Genomic DNA, 25,535 nt, shown 5'->3' with positions numbered 1-25,535 from the left:
TTGTGTGTCAGAGTATTTATAAAGCATTCATTGAGTGCGAAAAATAAAAAACAAGGTAGAATAGGTGCTTATAAATCAGATATTTAGATAAGGGTACAGTGGGTAATGACCATCTCTACTAATGACCGTATACAAGCCGTATCACTACCAAATCAGTCGGCAAGCTGGATACTCAAACTAACCATTGGCTTAATCGGTATGTTTGCCTTTTTACAGGTATATTCAGTACAGTCGATATTGCCTGTATTAATGTTAGATTTTATGGCAACTGAAGTTCAGGTTGGTATGTTGGTAGGGGCAACCGTGATGGCAATTGCTTTAATGTCGCCATTTTTGGGTATGCTGTCAGATGCGGTGGGGCGCAAGTCTTTTATCATTGGTGCGTTGTTATTTTTGGCAATACCAACAGTAATGATTGCATGGAGTACAGATATTGGCTGGATGGGATTTTGGCGATTTATGCAAGGCTTGTCTGTACCCGGAATTACTGTAGTAACCATTGCCTATGTGGGTGAGGAGTTTGAAGGCAAAGCAGTGACCGACTTAATGGCATATTATGTGTCAGGCACAGTATTAGGCGGCTTTATGGGACGCTTTATTTTAGGACATTTACATGAGTGGGTCGGCTGGCGTACTGCTTATATTATTATGGCAGTGGTGACGGCTGGGGCTGCGTTATGGGTCGCCAAAACCTTGCCAGCCTCTCGTTGTTTTGTAGCCAATCCAAACCTAAAATCTTCACTGCAAACATTGACTGAGCATATGACCAATCGCTATGTAGTCACCGCTTGTTTACTTGGAGCATGTGTTTTATTTTCTCTGGTAGGTTGTTTTACTTTTATTAATTTACATTTGGCAGGTTCACCTTATTTGCTTAATACAGGACAACTTGCCAATATTTTTGCAGTGTATTTATTGGGTGTGGTGATTACGCCTTTATCTGCAAGATTGCTTCAGCGTTTTGGTGCAGCGAGAACAGTCATTGTTGCTGTTATATTGTCTATGCTGGGGGTATTAATTACAAAAGTAACACCACTATGGGGCGTGGTTATTGGTTTGGCAGTGATGTCATCAGGGGTTTTTATTACTCAGTCAGCAACCATTAGTTATATTGCAGTCAATGTCAAAAAAGGACGCTCACTGGCATCAGGGCTATATTATATGAGCTATTATGCAGGAGGCACTGTGGGTGCATGGTTATGTGGGTTAGCATATGCTAAAGGTCAATGGACAATGACAGTTTGGCTGCTATTATTGGTACAAGTGTTAGCATTATTGGTGGCATCGTTTGGTATGATAAAGACACCACCAAGACGTCGGTTAGAGTAAGTTTTTTAATGTGAATATAGGGATGATTGAAGCTCTCTATGATTCTTTTATATTCCTACTAATCTATGCCAACCTATGATAGTAGGGTTTGTATCTCTTGTATCACCATAGGTAGTTGCTTAGCAAAGTCACTCATACGGTGGTCACCGCCTGCCTGTAAAATCACCTTTGCCCCTTTTGCTTGATAAAACTCAGCTGTTTTTTGAGCATCTAACAACTCATCACCCAACTTTGCTAACACTATCAAGTGCTTAGGCACACTCAAATTTTGCAGTTGATGATTGGCAAACCATTGTAAATCTGCTTTGGTTATTTCCCAGCCACCTTCCGTTGTATGTCCAATCGTATTGCCTTCAGTAGTGGTGTCCGTATGAAAAAAGCGTTGTAAGCTAATATGAGGCTGAATACTCGGATTCAGTAAAAATGCCCCACAGTGTGTTTTATGGCTGACCAAGGTTGCAAAATAACCTCCCAATGAGCTACCCACCAGCACCGTTTTTCTAGGATTATCCACCATCGCCGTTAGTTTGGTAAAAACTTGCATTGGATGCTGATTTAAATCAGGGCGTAACACCTCAAATTCTGGATGATAGCGTTGGCAATACTCATCGAGCAAGCGACCTTTGGTTGAGTTTGCATCACTGTCTAAGCCATGAATATAGATTAAGCGCATCTGAGTATTCCTATGTTTTTTAAAAAGTTTGCAGAGAAGAAGTTACAAATATAGTCACAACATAGCATAGATACTGATATTAAAAAATACAGCATTTATTTTATTAGTGACAGAAAATATGACTTTAGTGTGCATTTATTTAAGGTGGCAGTGTATGATGATAAAAGTGACTGATATATGATGTATATAAATTACTAGGAATATAGATATTCCTAGTTGACCTTTTATCTAAGCTCTGCTACATTTGAAATATGGATTAAATGATACAATTTGTATCATGATTAATAGATTACTTTGGTAATCTGATGATGGATATGGATTAGTTAATCAGTAATTAATAAGCTAAGGAAAGCGACTATGACACAACAGTTACCCCAGCAAGAAACTACTTTACCTACCTATCAAAATTTTTCAGAGCTTTATAAACATTCCATTGATGACCGTGCAGGGTTTTGGGGCGGACAAGCTCGCCGTATTTATTGGCACAAACAGCCTGATAAAATCCTTGATGATTCTAATTTACCTTTTGCCAAATGGTTTGTCGGTGGTGAAACCAACCTGTGCTATAACTGTGTTGATCGTCACTTGCCAGACCGTGCGGAGCAAGATGCACTGATTTGGGTATCCTCTGAGATAAACCAAGAATTGCTAAGCAATCATCCTGATGTTGCTGATGCTTTTAAAAGATTAGGCAACAGTGTCGAGTTTTATACAGACTATGCCAAACGCCGCCTAACTTATAATGACTTATATAAAGAGGTTAATTACTTTGCCGATGTATTACAGCGTTATGGCGTTGGCAAAGGCGATCGCGTGGTTATTTATATGCCGATGATACTTGAGGCGGCGTATGCAATGCTGGCGTGTGCACGTATTGGAGCGATTCATTCGGTGGTATTTGGTGGCTTTGCAGCACACAATTTGGCAGTACGTATGGATGATGCTCAAGCCAAAATGGTAATTACCGTTGATGCAGGGCTGCGTGGTGGTAAAGTGATTAACTATAAAAATTTGGTTAATCAAGCAGTAGAGCAAGCCAATGTGAAACCTGAGCATGTATTGGTGGTTGACCGTGGTGTGATGCCATATAAACCTAATGCGATAGATATTGATTATGCTGAGCAGCGTAAAATCAGTCATGAGAATAAGGCTAGAGTTGAGCCTGTGTGGCTTGAGTCCAATGAGCCATCGTATCTACTATATACTTCTGGCACGACTGGTAAACCCAAAGGAGTACAACGTGATACTGGCGGACATGCGGTAGCACTGGCAACCTCGATTGACTATGTTTATAACGGTAAGGCAGGCGAGACCTTTTGGGCAATATCGGATATTGGCTGGGCAGTGGGGCATTCTTATACCATTTATGCACCATTATTGGCTGGCATGACCAGTATTATGTATGAAGGTTTGCCGCATCGTCCAAACCCCGGTATTTGGTGGCGAATTGTCGAGGCAAATAAGGTGAATATCTTGTTTACCGCACCAACAGGTGTGCGTATGCTCAAAAAACAAGATGAAATGTGGATGACTCGTTATGATGTCTCTAGCGTCAAGGCGTTTTTCTTAGCAGGTGAGCCATTAGACGAGCCAACGGCAGAATGGCTGTCTGGACATTTGGGTGTACCAATTTTAGATCATTACTGGCAGACCGAAACAGGCTGGCCGATTTTAAGCCACGTTGCTAAGTTTGATCACAAGCCGCATAAACAAGGCTCACCAGGTTATCCAATGTATGGCTATGATGCGAAGGTGATTAATGAAGAAACAGGTGAAGCCTGTCAAGCAGGTGAAAAAGGTATGCTGGCGATTACTGCACCATTACCACCAGGGTGTTTATCTACCGTATGGCGTAATGATGAGCGCTTTATCAATGCTTATTTTGGCTTGTTTGATGGCACTCGCTATTCTACTTCAGATTATGCACAAGTTGATGCTGACGGGTATTATCATATTTTAGGACGTACCGATGATGTGATTAATGTGGCAGGGCATCGTTTAGGTACACAAGAGATAGAGGAAGCGATTAGTGGTCATGATGAAGTTGCTGAATGTGCGGTAGTGGGTATTCATGATGAGCTAAAAGGTGAGTTACCAGTCGCATTTTGTGTGTTAAAAGACCACTCATTGGTTGAGACTACCGAAAGTCGCTTCCGTGTGGAGCAACAAGTCATTGGTGAGGTGGTGAAGTCTTTGGGAGCGATTGCACGTCCTGCTGCTGTTTATTTCCCTAAAGCCGTTCCCAAAACTCGTTCGGGTAAAATTCTACGCCGTGCCATTCGTGCTTTAGCAGAAGGTAAAGAAACGGGCGATATGTCAACCCTTGATGACCCAACGGCAATTGAAGCAGTGAAGTTGGCAATTAAAAATTATTAGTTAAACTATTTACTAAAACTATGAAATCAACAAGCTAAATTTATTAGATAAGGAAGTCTTATGCAACAAGTTAAACAACTCATCAATGGTGAATTTATCGATTCAAAAACCAGTCAGTGGCTAGATTTAACTGACCCTGCTACCCAAGAGGTCATCGCTAAAGTACCGCAGACTACCCAAGATGAAATCAATGAAGCAGTGGCAGCCGCCAAAGAAGCGTTTAAAACATGGCGTAAAACACCGATTACCACTCGGGCAAGAATCTTTTTAAAATACCAAGAGCTTATCCGTGAGCATATGGATGAGTTGGCAGAAATCTTGACTGCTGAGCAAGGCAAAACCATTGCTGATGCACGTGGTGATGTGTTCCGTGGTTTAGAAGTGGTGGAACATGCGGCAGGTATTGCTAACTTACAAATCGGTGATTTTGTCGAAAATGTCGCTACGGGTGTGGATACTTATAGCATTTGGCAACCGCTTGGCGTGTGTGCAGGTATCACCCCGTTTAACTTCCCTGCGATGATTCCACTGTGGATGTTCCCAATGGCGATTGCCACGGGTAACACCTTTATTTTAAAACCTTCTGAGCAAGACCCAATGGTGACTATGCGTTTGGTAGAGCTTGCCATTGAAGCAGGTATCCCCAAAGGGGTGCTGAATGTGGTACATGGCGGTAAAGATACCGTTGATGCCATCTGTGACCACCCTGATATTAAAGCAGTATCCTTTGTGGGTTCAACGCGTGTTGGTACACACGTATATGAACGTGCTGGTAAGGCAGGCAAGCGGGTACAGTGTATGATGGGAGCAAAAAACCATGCCGTGATTCTGCCTGATGCCAACAAAGAGCAAACACTGAATCAACTTGCAGGGGCAGCCTTTGGGGCAGCAGGTCAACGTTGTATGGCATTGTCAGTAGTCGTTTTGGTCGGTGAGGCTAAAGAGTGGATTGAGGATATTAAAGCCAAAGCAGAGAGCTTAGTGGTGTCTGCTGGCAAGCATGATAAGGATTTAGGGCCGTTAATCTCACCTGCTGCCAAAGAGCGGGTTGAGCGTCTGATTCAAACGGGTGTAGATGAAGGGGCAGAGCTGATTTTAGATGGTCGAGGATTGGTGGTTAAAGGGTTTGAGAAAGGTAACTTTGTTGGGCCAACCATCTTTAACAAAGTCAGCACGGATATGCAGATTTATAGCCAAGAAATTTTTGGACCTGTATTGTGTGTGATGCATGCTGATAGCTTAGAAGAAGCGATTGAGATTATCAATGCCAATCCAAACGGTAATGGTACGGCGATTTTCACTCAGTCAGGGGCAGCAGCACATAAATTCCAGCAAGACATTGATGTTGGTCAAGTCGGTATTAACTTGCCAATTCCTGTACCATTACCTATGTTCTCATTCTCAGGCTCACGTGCCAGTAAATTGGGTGACTTAGGGCCTTATGGTAAGCAAGCGGTACAGTTCTATACTCAGACCAAAACGGTCACTGCACGTTGGTTTGATGATGAAGCCAGCAAAGGTAAAGTAAATACCACCATCTCAATGAAATAAATAGAAATCTGCACAAGGTGAGAAAACATGGATTTTAATTTGACCGAAGACCAGCAAGCATTTCAACAAGTTGCCCGCCAGTTTGCCCAAAAAGAGCTAAAGCCTAAGGCGGCCGAGTGGGATAGAGAGTCACATTTTCCCATTGATGTGATTAGAAAAGCGGCTGATTTGGGATTTTTGGGGTTATATACCAATCCTGATTATGACGGTTTGGGTTTGCCTCGTTTAGACTCTGCTTTGGTCTTTGAAGAGTTGGCATGGGGCGATACCGCCGTTGCTGCTTATATCAGTATCCATAACATGGTGTCGTGGATGATTGGTGAATTTGGTAGTGATGAAATACGCAGTCATTTTCTACCAAAAATGATAAGTGGTGAATGGCTCTCAAGCTATTGTCTGACTGAGCCAAATGCAGGTTCAGACGCGGCTTCACTTACCACCAAAGCGGTGAAAGCTGATGATGCAGACTACTATGTGCTAAATGGTGAAAAGACCTTTATCTCAGGGGCAGGCTCAACTGATGTATTGGTCGTTATGGCTCGTACAGGTGGTGAAGGTGCAAAAGGTGTCAGTGCTTTGGTTGTTGATGCTCATAGTGAGGGCATTAGCTATGGTAAAAATGAACATAAAATGGGCTGGAAAGCACAACCAACGCGAACCATTCATTTTAAAGATGTCAAAGTACCTGTTGCCAATCGTTTGGGGGCTGAAGGTGAAGGCTTTAAATTTGCTATGAAAGGCTTGGATGGTGGGCGTATTAATATCGGTGTCTGTGCGGTAGGTACCGCTCAGGCAGCGTTGGAGACAGCCTGTGCTTATGTGCAGGAGCGTAGCCAGTTTGGCAAGCCCATTGCTAAGCTACAATCAGTGCAGTTTAAACTGGCAGATATGCTGACCCAAACCATCGCTGCACGGCAAATGATACGTCTTGCTGCCTTTAAAGTTGACCAACAAGACCCACAAGCAACGACATATTGTGCGATGGCAAAACGTATGGCGACTGACTTGAGCTTTGATGTAGCCAACCAAGCCTTACAGCTACATGGCGGTTATGGTTATCTTAATGAATATCCGTTAGAGCGTCATGTACGTGATTTACGGGTGCATCAAATCTTAGAAGGTACCAATGAGATTATGCGGGTCATTGTCTCTCGTAATATGCTTAAAGATGAGGCGTTATCAACTTTAAGATAGCAGGAATAATAATAGGCGTTAAAAGTAGGTATTCAAAAATAGGTACATAGAGATTCAATCATATAAGGACATATCATGACTCAATCTAACTCTAACTCTAACTATACCAATCTTGATGTCAGTATTGACGGTAGTGTGGCAACCGTCACCCTAAACAATCCACCAGCACATACTTGGACATTTGATAGTCTAAATGCTTTAAAACAACTGGTTAGTGATTTAAATGCTAATGATAAAGTTTATGCGTTGGTGATACATGGTGATGGTGAAAAGTTTTTTTCAGCAGGGGCAGACTTAAATGTGTTTGCTGATGGTGATAAGGGCAATGCCATTAGTATGGCGGTGGCTTTTGGTGAGGCGTTTGAAGCCTTATCTAACTATCGAGGCGTCAGTATTGCAGCAATCAATGGCTATGCCATGGGTGGCGGTCTAGAATGTGCCTTAGCCTGTGATATCCGTATCGCTGAGGAGCATGCAGTGATGGCATTGCCAGAGGCAAGTGTGGGCTTATTGCCTTGTGCAGGTGGTACACAAAACCTACCTTGGCTGGTCGGTGAAGGTTGGGCAAAACGCATGATTTTATGTGGTGAGCGCGTCGATGCTGATACCGCTCTACGTATTGGATTGGTTGAAGAGGTGGTGGCAAAGGGTGAAGGGCTAAGCACAGCACAGGCACTTGCCAGCAAAGTTGCTAAGCAATCTCCAGTTGCCGTTAGTTTTAGTAAAGGTTTGATTCAATCAGCACGCCATACTGCCCCTGCCAAAAACTTAATTAATGAGCGTGAACAGTTTGTAAAACTGTTTGATACCGAAGACCAAAAAGAAGGGGTTAATGCGTTTTTAGAAAAACGTCAGCCAGTTTGGCAGAATAAATAAAAAAATAGCCTTGATACAATCTTAATAATTGCAATCACCAGATAGCGTATAGACAATAATTAGGTAAACGTATGACAGATACAGCACAACAAAACACCCAGCAAGACTGTGTTCTTATTGACACTCAGCCCACTCATGACGGCTTTAAACTGGGTATATTAACTTTAAATGACCCCAAAGCCTTAAATGCCCTCAGTGTGGATATGTGCCGACGCTTATCTGAGCAGTTGAGTCAATGGGAGCAGGATAGTAGCATTGTGGCGATTATGTTGCGTGGGGCAGGTGATAAGGCATTTTGTGCTGGAGGGAATATTCGCAAGCTCTATGACAGCATGTGTGAAAACCCACCGCTACCAAACCCTTATGCCAAGGAGTTTTTTGGTAGTGAGTATGCCCTATATCGACAAATGCATTTTTATCCTAAGCCATTGATTTTGTGGGGAAATGGTATCGTTATGGGTGGTGGTATGGGACTGATGGCAGCCTGTAGTCACCGTATCGTTACCGAAACTACCCGTTTTGCCATGCCAGAGATTACCATTGGTTTATTCCCTGATGCGACAGGCAGTTGGTTTTTACAACGTATGCCAGCAAAAATGGGTCTGTTTTTAGGCTTAACTGGGGCAATGTGTCAGGGTAGTGATGCCATGCTAGCCAATTTGGCAGAATATGCCATTGCTAGTGAGGGCTATGATGAGGTGGTGAAAGCCTTAAGCAATGCCAATTGGTCATCTGTTACTGAAGATCAAAATAGCCAAACTGCCCATGATATCACCAGCCATGCCCTTGCTACACTCAGCCAAACTGCGCAAAATAAACCTGCAATGCCTGCCAGTAAATTAGCACAATATTGGCAAGTGCTTCATGCCTTGATGAATGTTGGTGGTTTGGCAGATATTGATGCGTTATTGCAAGATGATGATAAGTTAACTCAGTTTGTTACTCAGCTTGTTAATGGTATGGGCTTAGACAGTGCATTGATTGATGGGTTTATGACAGATAAATGGACTCAAAAAGCCCTAGCAACCTATCGTCATGGCTGTCCTGTCACTGCTGTTTTGACTTATGAATTATTTTATAAAGTCAAAGATTTATCATTAGAGCAGGTGTTGTATTTAGAAGCCAATGTTGCTACCCACTGTGCGGATAAACCTGACTTTCAAGAAGGGGTACGGGCATTACTCATTGATAAAGACAAATCCCCCAACTGGTCAAAAACCCTTGCTGACTGCTTAACTAGCGATGGGCAAGCATATATTGAATCCCACTTTAGCAATCCGTATGGTGAAAATCATCCCTTTGCTTCTTGGTTGACGGATAGCGCATGGGGTAATAAGTGGGTAAAAGGTTAACCTGTATAGATTGTTTATAACAGGACTGATATTTAGATATTTAAAGGAATATATTGAAAACAACAAGGAGTAAGATATGACAACAATTGCATTTATTGGTTTGGGTAATATGGGTGCGCCCATGGCACAAAACTTGGTTAAAAATGGGCATAATGTACAAGTTTTTGACTTATCAGCCGATGCCATGAATCAGCTACAACAAGCAGGGGCAACCGCCTGTGATAGTGTGCAAAAGACATGTGAAAATGCCGAGGTGGTGATTAGTATGCTACCTGCTGGCAAGCATGTTAAGTCTGTCTATATGGGGCAAGAGGGTGAGCAAGGCTTACTGGCTACCCTGCCTAAAGGTACATTAGTGATTGATAGCAGTACCATTGCCGCAGCAGATGCTCGGGAAGTTGCAGAAGTGGCTTGTGAGCATGGCATTGACTTTTTAGATGCGCCAGTGTCAGGTGGCACAGCAGGAGCAGCAGCAGGCACATTAACCTTTATCGTCGGTGGTGATGAGTCGGCATTTAATAAAGCCAAGCCCATTTTAGAAAACATGGGTAAAAATATCTTTCATGCAGGAGAGCATGGGGCAGGGCAGGTCGCCAAAATCTGTAATAACATGCTATTGGGTATCTTGATGAGTGGTACGGCAGAAGCCTTGAATCTGGGGGTGAAAAACGGTCTTGACCCCAAAGTATTGTCCGATATCATGCTACAAAGCTCAGGGCGTAACTGGACGCTAGAGGTATATAACCCTTACCCTGACGTGATGGAAAATGTGCCATCTAGCCGTGGTTATACGGGCGGATTTATGAGTAAACTGATGCTTAAAGATTTAAATCTTGCCATGCAAACTGCCAAAGATACAGGCGTTGAATTGCCGATGGGGCAAAAAGCCACTGAGTTATATGATAAACACAGCCAAAGCCATGCCGATGCGGATTTTTCTAGTATTATGGCGGATTATGATGAGAGCGTGTTATCAAAGTAGAGCGATTAGGATAGCTTTTAAAACAAGTGTGGATAAAATAGCTGGGTGATATACTCAGCTTTTTTTATGGGCGCATGTTTTATCCTTGTTTAGATGAAATTATTGGGTATGGTAGTTTTGATACAAATATCTGAGGATGTAGATGATGTGATTAAAAATAAAGAATGGGACTGGTAATTTGTCTACTAAGTCTTGTCTACTAAGTATTGAAAACTGGGATATATCATGTATGTTAACGTAGAAAAAGTATTTGAAAATGAAGATATTGCTATATATCGATTCTATAATGGTTCAAGCATCAAAGATGGAATATTTGCACTAAGAAAATATGAGCTGGAAAACATTGACTTTGAGAGGACGTTTTTATTAATTGAAGATATTGGGCATAATGCGAAGAAGTCATTATATAAAAGAGCAATGGTAGCTGTAGGTAAAAGTTATAGAAAAGATAATATATTGCCTGAAAAAGCTTCTTTTGCATCGGGATGAGAGATAATATGTATTTAAAACGACTTAAATCAACACTGCTAACCCAGCTCAATGGCAAATGGTATTATCAAGATGAGCTTTACACAGGCATTGTTTTTTTTGATAAACCTAATAATCAGTTAGAAGCCTATGAAGTTAGAGAAGGTGAGATTGGTTTACCTTATATCTCACCTTGTCAGATAGGATTACCTTCACCTATTAGTATTGACTCTACAGGATTCTGTAATGAGGACTTAGATGAATATGGTTGTGGCACGATACCACAACTTTATCAAGGTAAGTTATATCAAGGTATGTCATATACCTTTGATAAAGGTATCTGCGAAAGAGAAATCTATACCATTGAAAATGGCGAAACAGAAAATCAAATTATGTGGTGGACAAATCCCTATGAACCATCCATGTTTGAACTTCGATACGACTATGATCAATCAGGCTTTAATTATTCGAATACCAGTCAAGAATATGTAACTTTTGGGTATGGTAAAACTTGTAAAGAAACCAATCAACTTGAGGATATTTCTATCAAGTATATACCAAAAACAAACAGACTAGGTGGATTAACAATCATAGGTAATATCCTTAACTCAAGAAACTACCTTGACTGTCCAGTTCCTTTGCCAAAAATGTATGAGTTAATAGAGAGCTATCGGTATTTTGTATTTGATAAATTTGTATCTCTACGCATTAGTGAAGATATGATAGACAAGTTGTTCTGTATATGGTTGACAAACAATAGCTTCAGTCATGTAGAGAAAATTTATATTAGTGGTCTGGACGGTCTCAAGGATTTAGATGTTTTTAGTAACACACAATTTTTTAGCTCTCTTAGAGAAATGTTTCTAGATAAAGAAACATCCTTAGAGCAGATAGAGAGTCTTAAAGCCGTTTTACCCCATATTAATATTGTATATTGATAAAGATACGACATTAACTATGTATAGACTAAAATCTACACTTTTAACTAAAAATAACGGTCAATGGTATTACCAAGATAAATATTACACAGGAATTTTTTTTGATAAATCTAATCAAACAATTAGCTTACTTAATACTGGATGTTCATTACCAAGAAGAAAATGGCAAAATAATTGCCCATGTAGCTGGCGTTCGCTTTCAAGGCATTGAGCAAAACCAAATATTAGCCGAATACCAAACCACTGTCAGCGATGTCGCCCCTTATGAGTCAGGGCAGTTTTATAAACGAGAAATGCCATGTCTATTGGCTTTGATTGAGCAGGTTAGCCAGCCTTATGATGTGATTATCATCGACGGTTATGTATGGTTAGACGGGGTACAAAAGGCAGGATTAGGCAAATATTTATACGACCATCTCAATGATAAAAAGCCCATCATTGGTATCGCTAAAAATCAATTTTGTGACATCAGTGATGAGTATGCGGTATGGCGAGGGCACAGTAAGCACCCGCTTTATGTGACCAGTATTGGTATAGACACCTTACAAGCCAAAGATATGGTGTCAAAGCTGGCAGGTGAGCATCGCATACCAACGATAGTGACTTATGTGGATAGGTTAGGTCGGCAGTATGAGCTTTAAGGGCTAAGAGTCATTCAGTGTATGGTCAGATGTTGTACGAATAGTCAGAACCCCTGTGACCTGACAGCAACAGGGGAGTATGTCGTTATCTTCGAGCATGGCTAAAGGATGTTGTGTATAAGTGACGGGATGTGATGATGAGACAAGCTTGACACGACAACTGCCACAGTACCCTGCTTGGCATTGAAAATTAACATCATGACCGGTGCGCAATAACCCTGCAAGTAAAGTCTCACCTTCATGTAAGTAAAATCGAGTCTGTGATGTAATAATCCATGCCATAACAGGATACCTATTCATTATTTGTATGGCGACAGCTGGTTAAGAGGTTTTTTGTTTTTAGATACTACTGTTTAAACATTACAGTTCAAAGTCATCAAAGTCACTGTCTGATAAATCCGCATCAATTTGCCCAACCAAATAAGAGCTAATCTCGGTTTCTTGTGGGGCGACCTGCACGTTATCAGAAGATAGCCACGTATTAATCCATGGAATGGGATTGGATTTGGCATTAGGGAAGATTGCAGGTAAGCCCACCGCCTCCATACGCAAATTGGTGATATATTCTACATATTGACATAAAATGTCTTTATTTAAGCCTATCATTGAGCCGTCTTTAAATAGATAGCCCGCCCATGCTTTTTCTTGCTCGGCGGCGGTGCGGAAAATTTCGATACTTTGCTCATGGCAATCTTCAGCGATTTGTACCATCTCTGGATCATCTCTGCCAGTTCGTAAGATGTTCAGCATATGTTGGGTACTGGTTAAATGCAGTGCCTCATCACGAGCAATCAGTTTGATGATTTTGGCATTGCCTTCCATCAGCTTGCGTTCGGCAAAAGCAAATGAGCAAGCAAATGACACATAAAAACGAATTGCCTCAAGTACATTAACCGCCATTAAACACAAATAAAGCTGTTTTTTTAGGGAGGTTAAATCGACTGTGATTTGCTGACCGTTAATGGTGTGTGTGCCTGCCCCGTATAAGCTATAAATCTGTGAGTTTTGGTAAAGGTCATCATAATAACGAGCGATATCGCTGGCACGTTGTAAGATATTTTCATTGGCAATGATATCATCAAAGACACGACTTGGGTCATTGACAATATTACGAATAATATGAGTATAACTGCGTGAATGAATGGTTTCTGAAAATGACCATGTTTCAATCCATGTTTCAAGTTCAGGAATAGATACCAATGGCAACAGCACGACATTGGGGCTACGACCTTGAATGGAGTCGAGTAAGGTTTGGTATTTTAGATTGCTTAAAAATATATGTTGCTCATGGGTGGATAAGTTACCAAAGTCCATACGGTCGCGAGAGACGTCCACTTCTTCAGGTCGCCAAAAAAAGGACAGTTGCTTTTCGATAAGCTGCTCAAAAATTGGATGCTTTTGCTGGTCATATCGGGCGACATTGACTGGCTGTCCGAAAAACATCGGTTCGGTTAGGGCGTTATTTGGGATTTGGCAAAAGATGGAGTAGGTCATAGGATGTTAATATACCTTTAGCTTAATAAAATATTTATTTTTTAGATATAAAAGTTTTTTCTTCTTCATCTAAATATTCAAATTCTACATTTCTGAAACGATTTGTGGGAAGGTTTCTGAAATAATTTTTCAGTTTGTTATCTCTATCTTGTATAAAGTTATTAGAACGAAAGTTATTATAGAGCGCACTTTCTTGAAATAAGGGTTGAATAATATCTATTGCTGTATTTTTTATCCAAGAAAATGAGCGTATCCCAGTATGTATAAAATTATTAGTCCACTTGTTTACATAATCTATATTTCTGATAAGATCTGTGGATGGTAATTGGAATAGATGATTATTGTCTTGTTCTATAAAATCAATATATTTACTTAAATTTATCAGAAGGAGTTCTCTTTGCGTATTATTGTTTTTATAACTGTAATCTACACCAAGCATTTCTTGTATTATTTTAATTTCTATAGCTTGGCGTATCATAAAGGGTACGATTTCTTTTTGATATTCTAAAGATAGATATGTTTCATATTTTGGATGTTTTAAAATTTTTTCAGCACTATTTAATGCTTGTATAGAGCTAATATGACTTACTGTTTCTGTAGATTGAGAAGGTGTATAAATTGGATCTATGCCATTTATTTTTGATAAAGATATGTTGAAATCTTGAAACTCACGAATAAACTCGCTTTCAAGTTGGACTTTTTCTGTGGGATTGGATTGCTCTAATACTTTAATAAAATCTAAAATACATAGGCAATGTGCAACGACCCAATCGTTGGATATATCTAATTTGAAAATATCAATAGCTTTTGCATTATTATTATAATTATTGATATATTCTCTAGACATATTTTGAATTTCTTGTATATTTATTTCATTGGTGCTCATAATAAATTCTCTCTAATACAGATGTGGAAATTATCTTTATTAAAAGATAACTGCTAAAAAATATGTTCCATAATTATCAATATATTTACTAAAGTTATTAAAAATAGCTTAGTATAATATATTTTTGCATAAGTGTTTTTTATATTAAACTTTCGTTTTATTTCACCTCATCATTAGTTATTACAAAATAAAAAACTAAATCATTGTGATAATATTGTATTTTAATTCCTACAACTTACACGCCCCACCTTCACAGCCATCATCCATATCTGCTTGAGCGTCATTAGCCCCATCTCGGGTATTGTGATAGTACAAGGTTTTAACCCCTAACTTATAAGCGGTTAGCAAATCTTTTAACAATACCTTCATTGGTACACGTTGCCCCTCAAATCGGCTGGGGTCATAATTGGTATTGGCAGAAATGCTTTGGTCGATAAATTTTTGCATGATGGCAACCAGTTTTAGATAGCCATCATTATTAGGCATTTGCCACAATAGTTCGTATTGGTTTTTAAGTTTGTCAATATCAGGAACGACCTGTTTTAAAATACCATCTTTGGACGCTTTGATGGATACCAAGCCACGAGGTGGCTCGATACCATTGGTGGCGTTGGCAATCTGACTGGAAGTTTCAGAAGGCATTAAGGCGGTAAGGGTCGAGTTACGCAAGCCATGTGTTTTGATATCGGTACGCAATCCTTCCCAATCTAAATGCAACGGCTCTTGGCAGATGCTATCAAGGTCAGATTTATACGTGTCAATTGGCAAAATCCCTTGTGAATAGGTAGTCTCATTAAAGGCAGGGCATGCCCCTTTTTCTTGCGCCAATTTGTTAGAAGCTTTTAGTAGATAATATTGCAATGCCTCAAAGGTTTTATGTGTTAAACCAAGTGCGGCAAGGTCAGAATATTTTGTGCCATTTTTCGCCAGATAATAGGCAAAGTTAATCACCCCTACGCCCAAAGTTCGGCGTTTTTTACTGCCATTTTCTGCTGCTTTTACAGGATAATCTTGATAGTCGAGTAGAGCGTCCAATGCACGCACGATAAGTTCGGCAGGTTCTTCGATGTCGCTGACATCTTCGACTTTACCCAAATTCACCGCCGATAAGGTACAAAGGGCAATCTCGCCATTTTCATCATTGATGTTATCGAGTGGCTTGGTGGGTAGAGCGATTTCCATACACAAGTTAGACTGGCGGATGGGAGCAAGCTCAGGATTAAACGGGCTGTGAGTGTTGCAGTGGTCAACATTTTGGATATAAATCCGCCCTGTACTGGCTCGCTCCTGCATCATCAGACTAAACAGCTCGGCGGCAGGGATATGGCGTTTGCGAATACTTTCGTCTTGTTCGTATTGGTGGTATAGACGCTCAAACTCATCTTGGTCAGCAAAAAATGCCTCATATAAGCCATCAACGTCCGAAGGTGAAAACAGGCAAATATCTTGACCTTTGATAAGGCGGGTATAAAGCAGTTTGTTAATCTGCACGCCATAATCCATATGACGAACTCGGTTATCTTCCACGCCACGATTGTTTTTGAGTACCAATAATGATTCAACTTCTAAATGCCATAGTGGATAAAATAAGGTCGCTGCACCACCACGTACACCCCCTTGTGAACAGCATTTGACCGCTGTTTGGAATAGTTTATAAAAGGGGATACAGCCAGTATGTTGAGCCTCACCGCTACGAATTGGGCTACCCAAAGCACGAATTTTGCCTGCATTCACGCCAATCCCTGCCCGCTGTGATACATAACGCACAATGGCACTGGTGGTAGCATTGATACTGTCTAAGCTGTCACCACATTCAATTAACACACATGAGCTAAACTGACGTGAAGGGGTACGTACACCTGCCATAATTGGTGTGGGCAACGAGATTTTAAAAGTTGAGGCTGCATCATAAAAGCGTTTGATGTAGCTCATACGCTCATCTTTGGGGTAGTTGGCAAATAAGCACATACCAACGAGTACATATAAAAACTGTGGGCTTTCATAAACCGTTTTGGTTACTCGGTCTTGTACCAAGTATTTACCTGCCATTTGCTCAACAGCAGCATATGCCAAATTCATGTCCCGCCAGTGGTCTATATAGTCATTTAATTCATCAAATTCGGCTTTGGAGTAGTCTTGTAGGATATGCTTATCATATCTGCCATCATTGGTGAGTTTAGTGACATGGTCATACAAATGCGGTGGCTCAAATTGGTTATAGGCGATTTTACGCAGATGAAAAATTGCCAAACGTGCGGCCAAATATTGGTAATCTGGGGTTTCTTCTGAGATTAAGTCAGCGGCAGATTTGATGATGGTTTCATGAATATCACGAGTTTTGATGCCATCATAAAACTGAATGTGTGATTTGAGCTCCACTTGTGACACAGAGACATTGTCTAACCCTTCGGCAGCCCATGCGATGACTTTATGGATTTTTTCTAACTGAATGGATTCTAGCTGTCCATTACGTTTGGTGACTTTGATTTGGTCAATATGTGTCATTATATGCTCCATTCAGCTATCGGAATAATAGGGATAAGGTTGTCTACTATTTATAGTTTGTTATACAGTCACTTACACTTAGATGACGGTATTGCCTGTTATCTGACTTAATTTTAAAGACGAAATACCCCGAGCGCATGGTGGGTAAAAAAACACTAATGCACTATATATAGGGTATGTCTGGATAAGTAGACACAATATAACGTGAAAAAACTTTTTTTGCTAGATTGATTTTTCAGAAATATTATGTTTAGAAGATGCTGGAAAAACCTTTTGAAACTTTTCCAGTAATATAGGTAAAGCTAACTACTGGAAGGGATTCACATGATACAGTTGTGATGATAAATCAGTCAAAAAAGGTAGTTATCAAGGTGGCTAAAAAATATAAACTAGCCGTTCACACAAAAAGCTTTTTTATAAGACAGTACGAACAGTCTCAGCATCAGCCAATGCTTTATAAAGGTCATTGACTTGCTGTGCTTCTGTTAGGTATAAGTTTAACCGTAGTGAATGGAAGCGACCAGTTCGAGATGGCTTAACGGCAATACTGGCAGTATCAAAATCAGGAAAGAGTGTTGCTAGTATCAGACAGACTTCATTAAGCAGTTCATCATGTTTGCCTTCATGTCCAATGATACTCATGGGATAGTCCATAGGGAAATCCCAAAGTTCTGGGTTTTGGATATCAGTTGCTGTTTTAGTCATTGTGGTCGGAGTTGTGAGTTGTTGAGAGGAGAGAGGCGTAGTCGTTTTTTTCTTATCGTCACTCATAGGTATGCTCCAAGTATGGTCTAGTAAAATAATAAAGTAATTGCTTTGATTAAGGTGGTGATTATTCAGCCCAGCTCTAGATATATGTAGTGGCAAACTGTCATGTTTCAAGACAAAATAACAAGTTTGGAATAATTTATATTCCAAACTTGTGTGCGCTCTAAGATAAGGAGTACAGCTTATTTTGCTTTTGTGTAAAATGCACTGGCTATAAAGTCATGACATCTTTGAATGGATTACCGTACCCTACTTTGATGGAGTTTTTATAGAGCTTTGATAAAAATAGTGACACCTTCATTTGTCTGTTTTAACCTTTGTATTGATTGTATTTTGCATCGAGGCTATACCAGCTTAGATGCTTTATTTAATACCGTTACTAAAAGGTCAAGGTATTTATAATGCGACGCATGCTCTAACTGGGAGGTCTGTAGATTGACTTGAGTTGGTAATTTGCAGTAGTCAAGAATGGCTTGGGCAGCTTGTTTTCCTGAAGTTGCAGCTTGCTCCATAGTTGGGATTTTCCAGCGACCAGTGACGGATATGATTTCACCAGCCAGTACGATATTATCCCATTGAGTTTTTGTTTCAATTAAAGCGTCATCAGCATTACGGACATAAATTTGGGCTAGATTTACCCAACGCTTACCATTGTCTTGTAATATGCCCATCTCAACCGTTTCTAAGTCGGTATATGATTGCCAGTTATCAGTATAACGTAGGTTGATAGGGTCGATAATACCACTTTGGGCAATGGTTTGGCGCTGTTGGGTGTCTGTGATGCCAAGTTGATATAAGATTTCTTCTTTGGCTTCATCTGGCGTGCACTCCATAAAGCGCTTACCAAATAATGTACCTTTATTAAATGGTGAGCTACATGTTGCCGATAAGTTGTAACCGTAGCTCTCAGGAAAAGGTACATCTTGCCAGAACCCGTTTTGATGTTGAATTTGGAAGACAATATTCCAAGGCGCATCAAAGCATAGATTATAGGATTTACCCAAAAAAGGTTCAAACTCTTTTGGGACGTCAGTTAGTGGGTATTGTGTACCAAATGACCATTCGTCATTAAAAGGCTTTTTCACTTGCGGTAGTAGCCCCATGCTCCAGATAGCCTGATGCGGTATTGCCATCACTGCTGCATCAAAGTGTTGTTTTTGTAGCTCCTCAACGTTGATATCAGTATGGTACATATTCTCTGAATGTGTGGGGTCATGTGCTTGGCTCAAAACAGACTGTTGAGTAAGGTCAACGCGAATCTTTCCAGAATCAAGGTGATGTAAGTTTACTATGCGTGTTCGGGTGATGATTTTGACACCACGAGCTTGTAGCTTTTCGACTAAGGCATGGATGACCTCTGATGTTGGTCGGTTAAAGCAATAAGATTTGGATACATTACCTGCAGGTAGAACAGGCGCTTCAGTCATGGGTAGAAACATTAAGACGAAGCTGTCCATGATGTCTACTGCTTTACTGTGCATTCTTGCGCCAGTTAAAATGCCAAACCAGTTTTTGATAAATTGCTTTGTATGAGGTTCAAAATCCTCAATCCCAAGCACATCACCTGCTTTTTCAAATGCCATTTTTTGGCGTGCTTCTTCACTTGCATTAACATGATGGATAATGCGTTGTACCAGCTGTAGCATATTTTTGCGGTTTAAGCCAAATGTATGAATCATAGATTCAATGGTATGTAGACTAATGGCTTGTTGACGTGGTACGGTGACATGACTGTCTGTATTACTTGAAACTGCTCCTTGATAAAATTGGTAATCATCGACAGGAGTTAGCATATGTAATAGATTTGCTCTATCAAAGATGTTGAATAGTGAAAAATAGGTTGAGCTTAAAGCACGAATAGAGTGCTCTTCAAAATGTTGATTTTCTGGGTTGAAGTAGCCGGTCATTTTACCACCACATATTGGACGTGATTCGATGATGGTAATCTCAAGCTCTGGGTTTTCGGAAAGCTCAAAAGCTGCGCTTAATCCGGAAATACCACCGCCAGCTATCAGGATTTTTTTCTTTGTTTGTGATTGTATAGAGTCGTTTAATTGATTGTTTTGGGACATAGTGCCTCCTTATTGGATTGGATGTTTTTGTGGTTGTCGCTATAGGATATTAGGTTTTGTTGAAACATTTTCTCTCCGACTGACTAATATCTATAAGAGATATCGCTATTTTTTATTGATATTGTATTTTTAGCGCGTCTTTGATTAATTTTCAATTTATATGACTTTACTGTTTTTAATATTTTAATAATATGAGCTGTATTTTTCTCAGTTTTTTCTATTTAGTTATGTATGTGTTGATGCTATGCAAGGGATATGTGTGGTTAGTTTAAGGCATTGTAAAATTTTACTTAGATAATAACAGAATGACTAAATAGCGACAGGCATTAGCCTAATGGAGTGAAAGTTCAACGGACCCTAGTATCATTTATCATTGCCCTGTATCTATAGTTAGCAAATTTATAAGCTGGTACAAGGCAGGCGAGTGCAGATAGCACAGCAAACGAGCCTAACACCGTAACAGTTATAAAGTTCGTTGACTATATTCTAGTCTTCTGTGACCATGGTATAAAACTCATAAAAAAAGCTGAGCCATGCCCAGCTTTTTTCTATGATTAACGTTTAATAAGACCTAGTCATTTTCAAGGAATGAGCGTAGGTGTTCAGAGCGTGAAGGATGGCGTAATTTACGTAGTGCCTTGGCCTCAATCTGACGAATACGCTCACGGGTCACATCAAATTGCTTACCAACTTCTTCTAGAGTATGGTCGGTCGGCATGTCGATACCAAAACGCATTTTTAATACTTTGGCTTCACGCTCAGTTAGATTGCCAAGTACATCACGCGTCGCTTCACGTAGACCTGCTGAAGTAGCGTCTTCTACAGGGCTAGAAATGGTCTGGTCTTCAATAAAGTCACCTAGATGTGAGTCTTCATCATCACCAATAGGAGTCTCCATTGAGATGGGCTCTTTGGCGATTTTGAGCACTTTACGCACTTTGACTTCATCCATCTCTAAACGTTCACCTAATTCCTCTGGAGTTGGCTCACGTCCCATTTCTTGTAGTAATTGACGAGAGACACGGTTGATTTTATTGATGGTTTCAATCATGTGTACAGGGATACGAATGGTACGGGCTTGGTCAGCGATTGAGCGAGTAATTGCCTGACGAATCCACCATGTCGCATAGGTTGAGAACTTGTAACCACGGCGGTATTCAAATTTATCTACTGCCTTCATCAAGCCAATGTTACCTTCTTGGATAAGGTCAAGGAATTGTAAACCACGGTTGGTATATTTTTTGGCGATAGATATAACCAGACGTAGGTTGGCTTCGACCATCTCTTTTTTGGCGCGTCGGGCTTTGGCCTCCCCAATTGCCATACGGCGTGCCACTTCTTTCATTTGATGTACTTGCATGTCGAGCTTGTCTTCGTGGTCACGAATACGGCGCTGTAATACGATAACATCATCAACGACTTTTGCTAAAGTCTCTGCAAATTTGGGCTTACCGTTGATGCGGTCAACTAACCAGTCAACGTTAGTCTCATTACTTGGGAATGTTTTGCGGAATTCAGCACGTGGCATTTTACCACGGCGAATAACCAGACGCATGATTTGACGCTCTTGTTTACGAACGTCGTCATAGACATCGTGCATGATTGCCATGACTTGCTCTGCTAAGCGGTTATTTAGTTTTAATAGCATAAAGCGGTCGGCCAGTTGTGCATAGGCTTCTTCAGCTTGTACGCTACCACGTCCGTAGTCTTTTAAAGCTTGTTTTGCAGTATCAAATAATGTTTGGATTTCCTCAATACGTTGACGAACTTCTTCAGGGTCTAAACCACTGCTGTCATCGGTATCATCGTCAAGATCATCATCATCGTCGTCGCTATCGTCGTCGTCATCATCGTCAAGGTCATCATCTTTGATGGTGCTTTTTTTGGTGATAATGGGTAAGGCATCCTCATCATCATCGTCTTCTGCTGTGGTCTCTCCTTCGGCGAGTTCTGGGTCTAAAAAGCCAGTAATCACATCTGACAGTTTTTTCTCACCTTCTAGTACCTGCTCATACTCGCTAAGTACAAACTGTACGGTACCAGGCCAGTACGCCATAGCATGCTGTACGTCACGAATGCCTTCTTCGATACGTTTTGCAATGGAAATCTCACCTTCACGGGTTAGCAAGTCAACAGTACCCATCTCACGCATATACATGCGTACAGGATCGGTGGTACGACCCGGCTCTGTTTCTACTGAAGCAAGCACTTGAGCTGCTTCATCAGCAGCCATATCATCATCACCTGCTTCATCACTCATTAGTATGTCATCGTCATCAGGTGCAGATTCAAAGATTTTGATACCCACATCCATCAACATTTGGACGATGTCTTCAATTTGGTCACTTTCAGTGATGGAGGCGGGCAGTTGGTCATTGACCTCTGCGTAAGTCAGATAGCCTTGTTCTTTACCCATCTGGATGAGAGTTGCTAGCTGTGATGTGGATTGAGAGGCTGCCTTATCGCTCATAAATACTCGCTTTGATGATCGTTATGGAAACGGATTATGTATCCATAAGTTAGATTGAAATGATGAATTGTAAAAATCACAGACCGTAAGTAGATTCAATGCTTAAAGCCTAAATCTATGATACCTCGTTATTGCAATGATGTTTTTATGATGGTGTCTGGTCTGGATATGATAAGGTTGTTTGTCATGTTTATAGTGTTGTCATGCTTGAGAACATATATGTTCATCTGGCTATCACTATAGGACATGTCATATACCAACAAAAATTGTGCTAGATTCTACCACAATTTATGATTGCTATCATATCTTAGCTAGATATTGGGTCTATTTTTATATTTTCAACCCTAGATTTTGGATAACTTAAAGCTATGTATGAGTTTTTGTTTATCACTTATGTGCTTTTTGCTATCAAACTAGGGTCTGTTGAACATTCATCTTCATAGGAAAAATTTAGCCAATTTTTACATGAAAGTAAAAAGTAGCTATATCCCTTGTAGGTATTAGCCTGACGGGGTGAATGTTTAACAGACCCTAGGGTTAGTAAATAGACCCTAGTAGTATTACTTTGAATTGACTGTAGACATTTTGTTGACCTGCTCTGCGTGCTGTTTTTTTAACCATGTTATTAAAGTTTGGCGTTGCCGATTAATGTGCGATAGTGTGATAACGTTTTTGGCATCGGTAAGCTGTTTGCTCAATGCTTGCAGTAACAGTTGGACCAGCAAGTCTTCTATCAAGTCGTCAACATCAATAATGCCACGTTGCGTTAGACTGTCAAAAAATCCTTGCCAGCGCTGAGCCAGTTGTTGCTGATAGCCCGCAGGCAGATTTGCCAAAATAAAATGAGCAGCAGCATTGGTATCTTTAGGTAAAAACGGCATCAGCTGTTTAATCATAGCGGTTAGCTGAGCCAGTCGACCATTATCCAGTGCTTGCCAAGAGGGCAGTTGAGGAAGATTGACAGGGGTTTGATTGTTATTATGGTGATTTGTAAGCGTTGATGTTGGTTGTGGTATTTGATTAACCCCCGAGTTTTGCCAGATGCGCTGTATAGGGTCTTCCATGAGCTGTGAGGGGTCAAATAATAAACATAGTTCCAGTTGCACACTGGCAGTCATGTCACTGTCAAAATCTAATAAGGCATCATGAGCGGCTGTTTTTTGATTACGTCGTCCACCGAGACGCTGATAGATGTCATTGTTAAGTAGGTAGCGAAAGCTTGAGCCTTTGGGAAGCTGGCTGGTTAGGGTACGAACTTGTGCCATCAGCTTGGCTTTGCCTTCAGCTAAGGATAAGTCATAGCGCTCACTAAGATAGGCAAATACGTATTGTGATAAGGGAATGGCAGAGTGAATTTGTGCTTGCATCGCCTCTGTACCATGTGCTTGGATAAAGGTATCAGGGTCATATTTGCTCGGCAGACTTAAAAAACGTAACTCTTTATCATCGCTAAGTATCGGTAAGCTAACTTCAAGGGTGCGCCATGCAGCTTTTTGTCCGGCAGCATCTCCATCAAAACATAAGGTAAGTGTCGGGTTTAATTGTAGTAAACGAGAGATTTGATTTTCATTGACGGCTGTTCCCATTGAAGCAACGGCACCATAGATACCTGCTTGATATAAAGCAATGACATCCATATAACCCTCAACAACTAGCCAGTCATTAGCACGTTGTTGCCGTGACTCAAAGTAGCCATAAAGCACGTGTTGCTTATGAAAAACAGGCGAGTCACTGGAGTTAATATATTTGGGTTTGACTTCATTATCTAATGCACGACCAGCAAAACCAATCACACGTCCTTGGTTATCTCGAATTGGAAAAATAACTCGATCACGCAGTAAGTCATACTCTCTACCTTTTTCTGAGGTACGAACCAGTCCGAGTACACGTAGACCTTCAATATCAGCTGCAAAATGTTGCTCTAAGTGTTGCCAGCCAGCAGGGGCATAGCCCAAACCAAAAGTTTTTAGTGTCTGCTCAGTTAAGCCTCGACTTTTAAAATATGCTAAGGCTGGTGTATGCGTGTATAAGTTATTTTGATAAAACGCTTGAATGCGCTCTAGTAATTCATATAGATTGCCGTCAGTTTGTATGTTTATTGGCTCAGCCGAATATTGCGCTGAATATTCTGGTGCATATATAGCATCTGCTGAAAAAGCTGGATAATCAAGTCCATAGCTTTGGGGGTATTGAGGGTCTTGAGGATAGTCATTGGCATTATCAGGTGGTAGCATTGCATTAGCATCGTACCAACTGTTTTCGGGTATATCTGGGCTAGAAGACGGAAGTTGCCCATAATATGCTTCTATAGGAACATTCTCATTAAGACTATTATTAAAAGGAGCATTTGTATTGACTTGTGAGCTGTCTGCAGCAGCAGTACTGGCTACTTGTTGATTAGGTTGGGGTGGTATTGATGCAGTGTGGTTATGACTGGCTGGGCGACGTTGATAATGCACTTCTTGGCGATCATCTTCAGGAATCTCAATTCCTGTTTGTTGTGACAGTTCTTTGACTGCCTCGCTAAAAGTTAGATTCTCATAGTCTCGTAAAAAACTAATGGCATTGCCACTGACACCACAACCGAAGCAGTTATAGACATTCTTTTGTGGATTGACATAAAAAGATGGTGTTTTTTCTCCATGGAATGGACAACAACCCTTAAACTCTCTACCAGCACGCTTTAAGGTTGTGTGTTTACCAATGATACTTACCAAGTCTGCTTGGCTACACAGTTGGTCGAGGACATGATTGGGAATGCTCATATATTAACCATGCCTATTTTCTATTAACAAAACTTTTATTAACAAATGTACTTAGAGGCTGTGACTCATAACGCTTCAACAAGCTAAAATGTCAAGATAGCAGTCAGTGTAGTATCTGTTTATGTGCTTTAGGTGTGGTTGAGCATCCATCTTACTTTTCTATAGATGAATGCTCAGCAACCTTTTGCCTCACAG

19 protein-coding genes are annotated in these 25,535 nt (G+C 40.6%); 10 read left to right on the top strand and 9 right to left on the bottom strand.

What is annotated here, in order from left to right; genetic code table 11:
• The first annotated feature begins 105 nt into the window (after positions 1-105).
• On the top strand, positions 106-1,329 hold the full coding sequence (locus FHK88_RS09490) for an MFS transporter (protein ID WP_227430499.1): 1,224 nt from the start codon (positions 106-108) through the stop codon (positions 1,327-1,329).
• A 73-nt stretch (positions 1,330-1,402) separates the two neighbouring features.
• Here the strand turns inward: FHK88_RS09490 and FHK88_RS09485 are convergent, their stop codons facing one another.
• Entirely contained in the window at positions 1,403-2,002 is a 600-nt protein-coding gene (locus tag FHK88_RS09485) for a YqiA/YcfP family alpha/beta fold hydrolase (RefSeq protein ID WP_227430498.1), read from the bottom strand.
• A 357-nt stretch (positions 2,003-2,359) separates the two neighbouring features.
• Here FHK88_RS09485 and FHK88_RS09480 point away from each other — a divergent pair, with 357 nt between their 5' ends.
• The 9 genes from FHK88_RS09480 (at position 2,360) to FHK88_RS09440 (ending at position 12,380) form a co-directional block, all read left to right on the top strand.
• Positions 2,360-4,378 (top strand): propionate--CoA ligase, encoded by a 2,019-nt coding sequence (locus FHK88_RS09480; protein ID WP_227430497.1) that lies wholly within the window; start codon positions 2,360-2,362, stop codon positions 4,376-4,378.
• 60 nt (positions 4,379-4,438) lie between these two features.
• Entirely contained in the window at positions 4,439-5,929 is a 1,491-nt protein-coding gene (locus FHK88_RS09475; RefSeq protein WP_227430496.1) for a CoA-acylating methylmalonate-semialdehyde dehydrogenase, read from the top strand.
• 27 nt (positions 5,930-5,956) lie between these two features.
• Positions 5,957-7,123 carry an acyl-CoA dehydrogenase family protein gene (locus FHK88_RS09470; RefSeq protein ID WP_227430495.1) on the top strand — a complete coding sequence of 389 codons (1,167 nt, stop codon included), beginning with the start codon at positions 5,957-5,959 and terminating at the stop codon, positions 7,121-7,123.
• A 75-nt stretch (positions 7,124-7,198) separates the two neighbouring features.
• Positions 7,199-7,999, top strand: a complete 801-nt coding sequence (locus tag FHK88_RS09465) for an enoyl-CoA hydratase (protein ID WP_227430494.1) — start codon at positions 7,199-7,201, stop codon at positions 7,997-7,999.
• 71 nt (positions 8,000-8,070) lie between these two features.
• A complete protein-coding gene (locus FHK88_RS09460; RefSeq protein WP_227430493.1) occupies positions 8,071-9,351 on the top strand; it encodes an enoyl-CoA hydratase/isomerase family protein in 1,281 nt (426 codons plus the stop codon).
• 76 nt (positions 9,352-9,427) lie between these two features.
• On the top strand, positions 9,428-10,333 hold the full coding sequence (gene mmsB, locus FHK88_RS09455; protein ID WP_227430492.1) for a 3-hydroxyisobutyrate dehydrogenase: 906 nt from the start codon (positions 9,428-9,430) through the stop codon (positions 10,331-10,333).
• Positions 10,334-10,558: 225 nt separating this feature from the next.
• Positions 10,559-10,822, top strand: a complete 264-nt coding sequence (locus FHK88_RS09450; RefSeq protein ID WP_227430491.1) for a hypothetical protein — start codon at positions 10,559-10,561, stop codon at positions 10,820-10,822.
• 8 nt (positions 10,823-10,830) lie between these two features.
• Positions 10,831-11,739 carry a hypothetical protein gene (locus FHK88_RS09445; RefSeq protein ID WP_227430490.1) on the top strand — a complete coding sequence of 303 codons (909 nt, stop codon included), beginning with the start codon at positions 10,831-10,833 and terminating at the stop codon, positions 11,737-11,739.
• 101 nt (positions 11,740-11,840) lie between these two features.
• Positions 11,841-12,380, top strand: a complete 540-nt coding sequence (locus tag FHK88_RS09440) for an endonuclease V (RefSeq protein ID WP_227430489.1) — start codon at positions 11,841-11,843, stop codon at positions 12,378-12,380.
• Positions 12,381-12,383: 3 nt separating this feature from the next.
• Here the strand turns inward: FHK88_RS09440 and yfaE are convergent, their stop codons facing one another.
• The 8 genes from yfaE to FHK88_RS09400 all read right to left on the bottom strand — a co-directional run bounded on the left by yfaE (position 12,384) and on the right by FHK88_RS09400 (position 25,340).
• Positions 12,384-12,662, bottom strand: coding sequence for a class I ribonucleotide reductase maintenance protein YfaE (gene yfaE / locus FHK88_RS09435; protein ID WP_227430488.1), 279 nt, complete (start codon positions 12,660-12,662; stop codon positions 12,384-12,386).
• Between the two features lie 78 nt (positions 12,663-12,740).
• The gene (gene nrdB, locus FHK88_RS09430; RefSeq protein WP_227430487.1) at positions 12,741-13,874 is read right to left on the bottom strand and encodes a class Ia ribonucleoside-diphosphate reductase subunit beta; all 1,134 of its coding nucleotides are present in this window, start codon (positions 13,872-13,874) and stop codon (positions 12,741-12,743) included.
• A gap of 34 nt (positions 13,875-13,908) precedes the next feature.
• Positions 13,909-14,760, bottom strand: a complete 852-nt coding sequence (locus FHK88_RS09425; protein ID WP_227430486.1) for a hypothetical protein — start codon at positions 14,758-14,760, stop codon at positions 13,909-13,911.
• 228 nt (positions 14,761-14,988) lie between these two features.
• Positions 14,989-17,265 (bottom strand): class 1a ribonucleoside-diphosphate reductase subunit alpha, encoded by a 2,277-nt coding sequence (gene nrdA / locus FHK88_RS09420; RefSeq protein WP_227430485.1) that lies wholly within the window; start codon positions 17,263-17,265, stop codon positions 14,989-14,991.
• 414 nt (positions 17,266-17,679) lie between these two features.
• Positions 17,680-18,036, bottom strand: a complete 357-nt coding sequence (locus FHK88_RS09415; protein ID WP_413680486.1) for a YbeD family protein — start codon at positions 18,034-18,036, stop codon at positions 17,680-17,682.
• A gap of 341 nt (positions 18,037-18,377) precedes the next feature.
• Positions 18,378-20,105: an FAD-dependent oxidoreductase gene (locus FHK88_RS09410; RefSeq protein ID WP_227430484.1), complete on the bottom strand. Its 1,728-nt coding sequence runs from the start codon at positions 20,103-20,105 to the stop codon at positions 18,378-18,380.
• Between the two features lie 571 nt (positions 20,106-20,676).
• Positions 20,677-22,575, bottom strand: a complete 1,899-nt coding sequence (gene rpoD, locus FHK88_RS09405) for an RNA polymerase sigma factor RpoD (RefSeq protein WP_227430483.1) — start codon at positions 22,573-22,575, stop codon at positions 20,677-20,679.
• Positions 22,576-23,135: 560 nt separating this feature from the next.
• The gene (locus FHK88_RS09400; protein ID WP_227430482.1) at positions 23,136-25,340 is read right to left on the bottom strand and encodes a DNA primase; all 2,205 of its coding nucleotides are present in this window, start codon (positions 25,338-25,340) and stop codon (positions 23,136-23,138) included.
• Positions 25,341-25,535 lie beyond the last annotated feature (195 nt).

This window comes from Psychrobacter sp. I-STPA6b, assembly GCF_020662265.1.
Taxonomy (GTDB): Bacteria; Pseudomonadota; Gammaproteobacteria; order Pseudomonadales; family Moraxellaceae; genus Psychrobacter.
Note: the sequence above shows the minus strand (reverse complement) of the source record. Positions and strands in the feature narration are given on the sequence as shown.

Bases quoted from the DNA above. Each gene is read 5' to 3' on its own strand.
- FHK88_RS09480 (WP_227430497.1), top strand. From the start codon at position 2,360: ATGACACAACAGTTACCCCAGCAAGAAACTACTTTACCTACCTATCAA.
- FHK88_RS09460 (WP_227430493.1), top strand. From the start codon at position 8,071: ATGACAGATACAGCACAACAAAACACCCAGCAAGACTGTGTTCTTATT.
- FHK88_RS09470 (WP_227430495.1), top strand. From the start codon at position 5,957: ATGGATTTTAATTTGACCGAAGACCAGCAAGCATTTCAACAAGTTGCC.
- FHK88_RS09400 (WP_227430482.1), bottom strand. From the start codon at position 25,340: ATGAGCATTCCCAATCATGTCCTCGACCAACTGTGTAGCCAAGCAGAC.
- yfaE (WP_227430488.1), bottom strand. From the start codon at position 12,662: ATGGCATGGATTATTACATCACAGACTCGATTTTACTTACATGAAGGT.
- FHK88_RS09425 (WP_227430486.1), bottom strand. From the start codon at position 14,760: ATGAGCACCAATGAAATAAATATACAAGAAATTCAAAATATGTCTAGA.
- nrdB (WP_227430487.1), bottom strand. From the start codon at position 13,874: ATGACCTACTCCATCTTTTGCCAAATCCCAAATAACGCCCTAACCGAA.
- FHK88_RS09415 (WP_413680486.1), bottom strand. From the start codon at position 18,036: ATGAGTGACGATAAGAAAAAAACGACTACGCCTCTCTCCTCTCAACAA.
- nrdA (WP_227430485.1), bottom strand. From the start codon at position 17,265: ATGACACATATTGACCAAATCAAAGTCACCAAACGTAATGGACAGCTA.
- FHK88_RS09445 (WP_227430490.1), top strand. From the start codon at position 10,831: ATGTATTTAAAACGACTTAAATCAACACTGCTAACCCAGCTCAATGGC.
- FHK88_RS09490 (WP_227430499.1), top strand. From the start codon at position 106: ATGACCATCTCTACTAATGACCGTATACAAGCCGTATCACTACCAAAT.
- mmsB (WP_227430492.1), top strand. From the start codon at position 9,428: ATGACAACAATTGCATTTATTGGTTTGGGTAATATGGGTGCGCCCATG.
- FHK88_RS09410 (WP_227430484.1), bottom strand. From the start codon at position 20,105: ATGTCCCAAAACAATCAATTAAACGACTCTATACAATCACAAACAAAG.
- FHK88_RS09475 (WP_227430496.1), top strand. From the start codon at position 4,439: ATGCAACAAGTTAAACAACTCATCAATGGTGAATTTATCGATTCAAAA.
- rpoD (WP_227430483.1), bottom strand. From the start codon at position 22,575: ATGAGCGATAAGGCAGCCTCTCAATCCACATCACAGCTAGCAACTCTC.
- FHK88_RS09485 (WP_227430498.1), bottom strand. From the start codon at position 2,002: ATGCGCTTAATCTATATTCATGGCTTAGACAGTGATGCAAACTCAACC.
- FHK88_RS09450 (WP_227430491.1), top strand. From the start codon at position 10,559: ATGTATGTTAACGTAGAAAAAGTATTTGAAAATGAAGATATTGCTATA.
- FHK88_RS09465 (WP_227430494.1), top strand. From the start codon at position 7,199: ATGACTCAATCTAACTCTAACTCTAACTATACCAATCTTGATGTCAGT.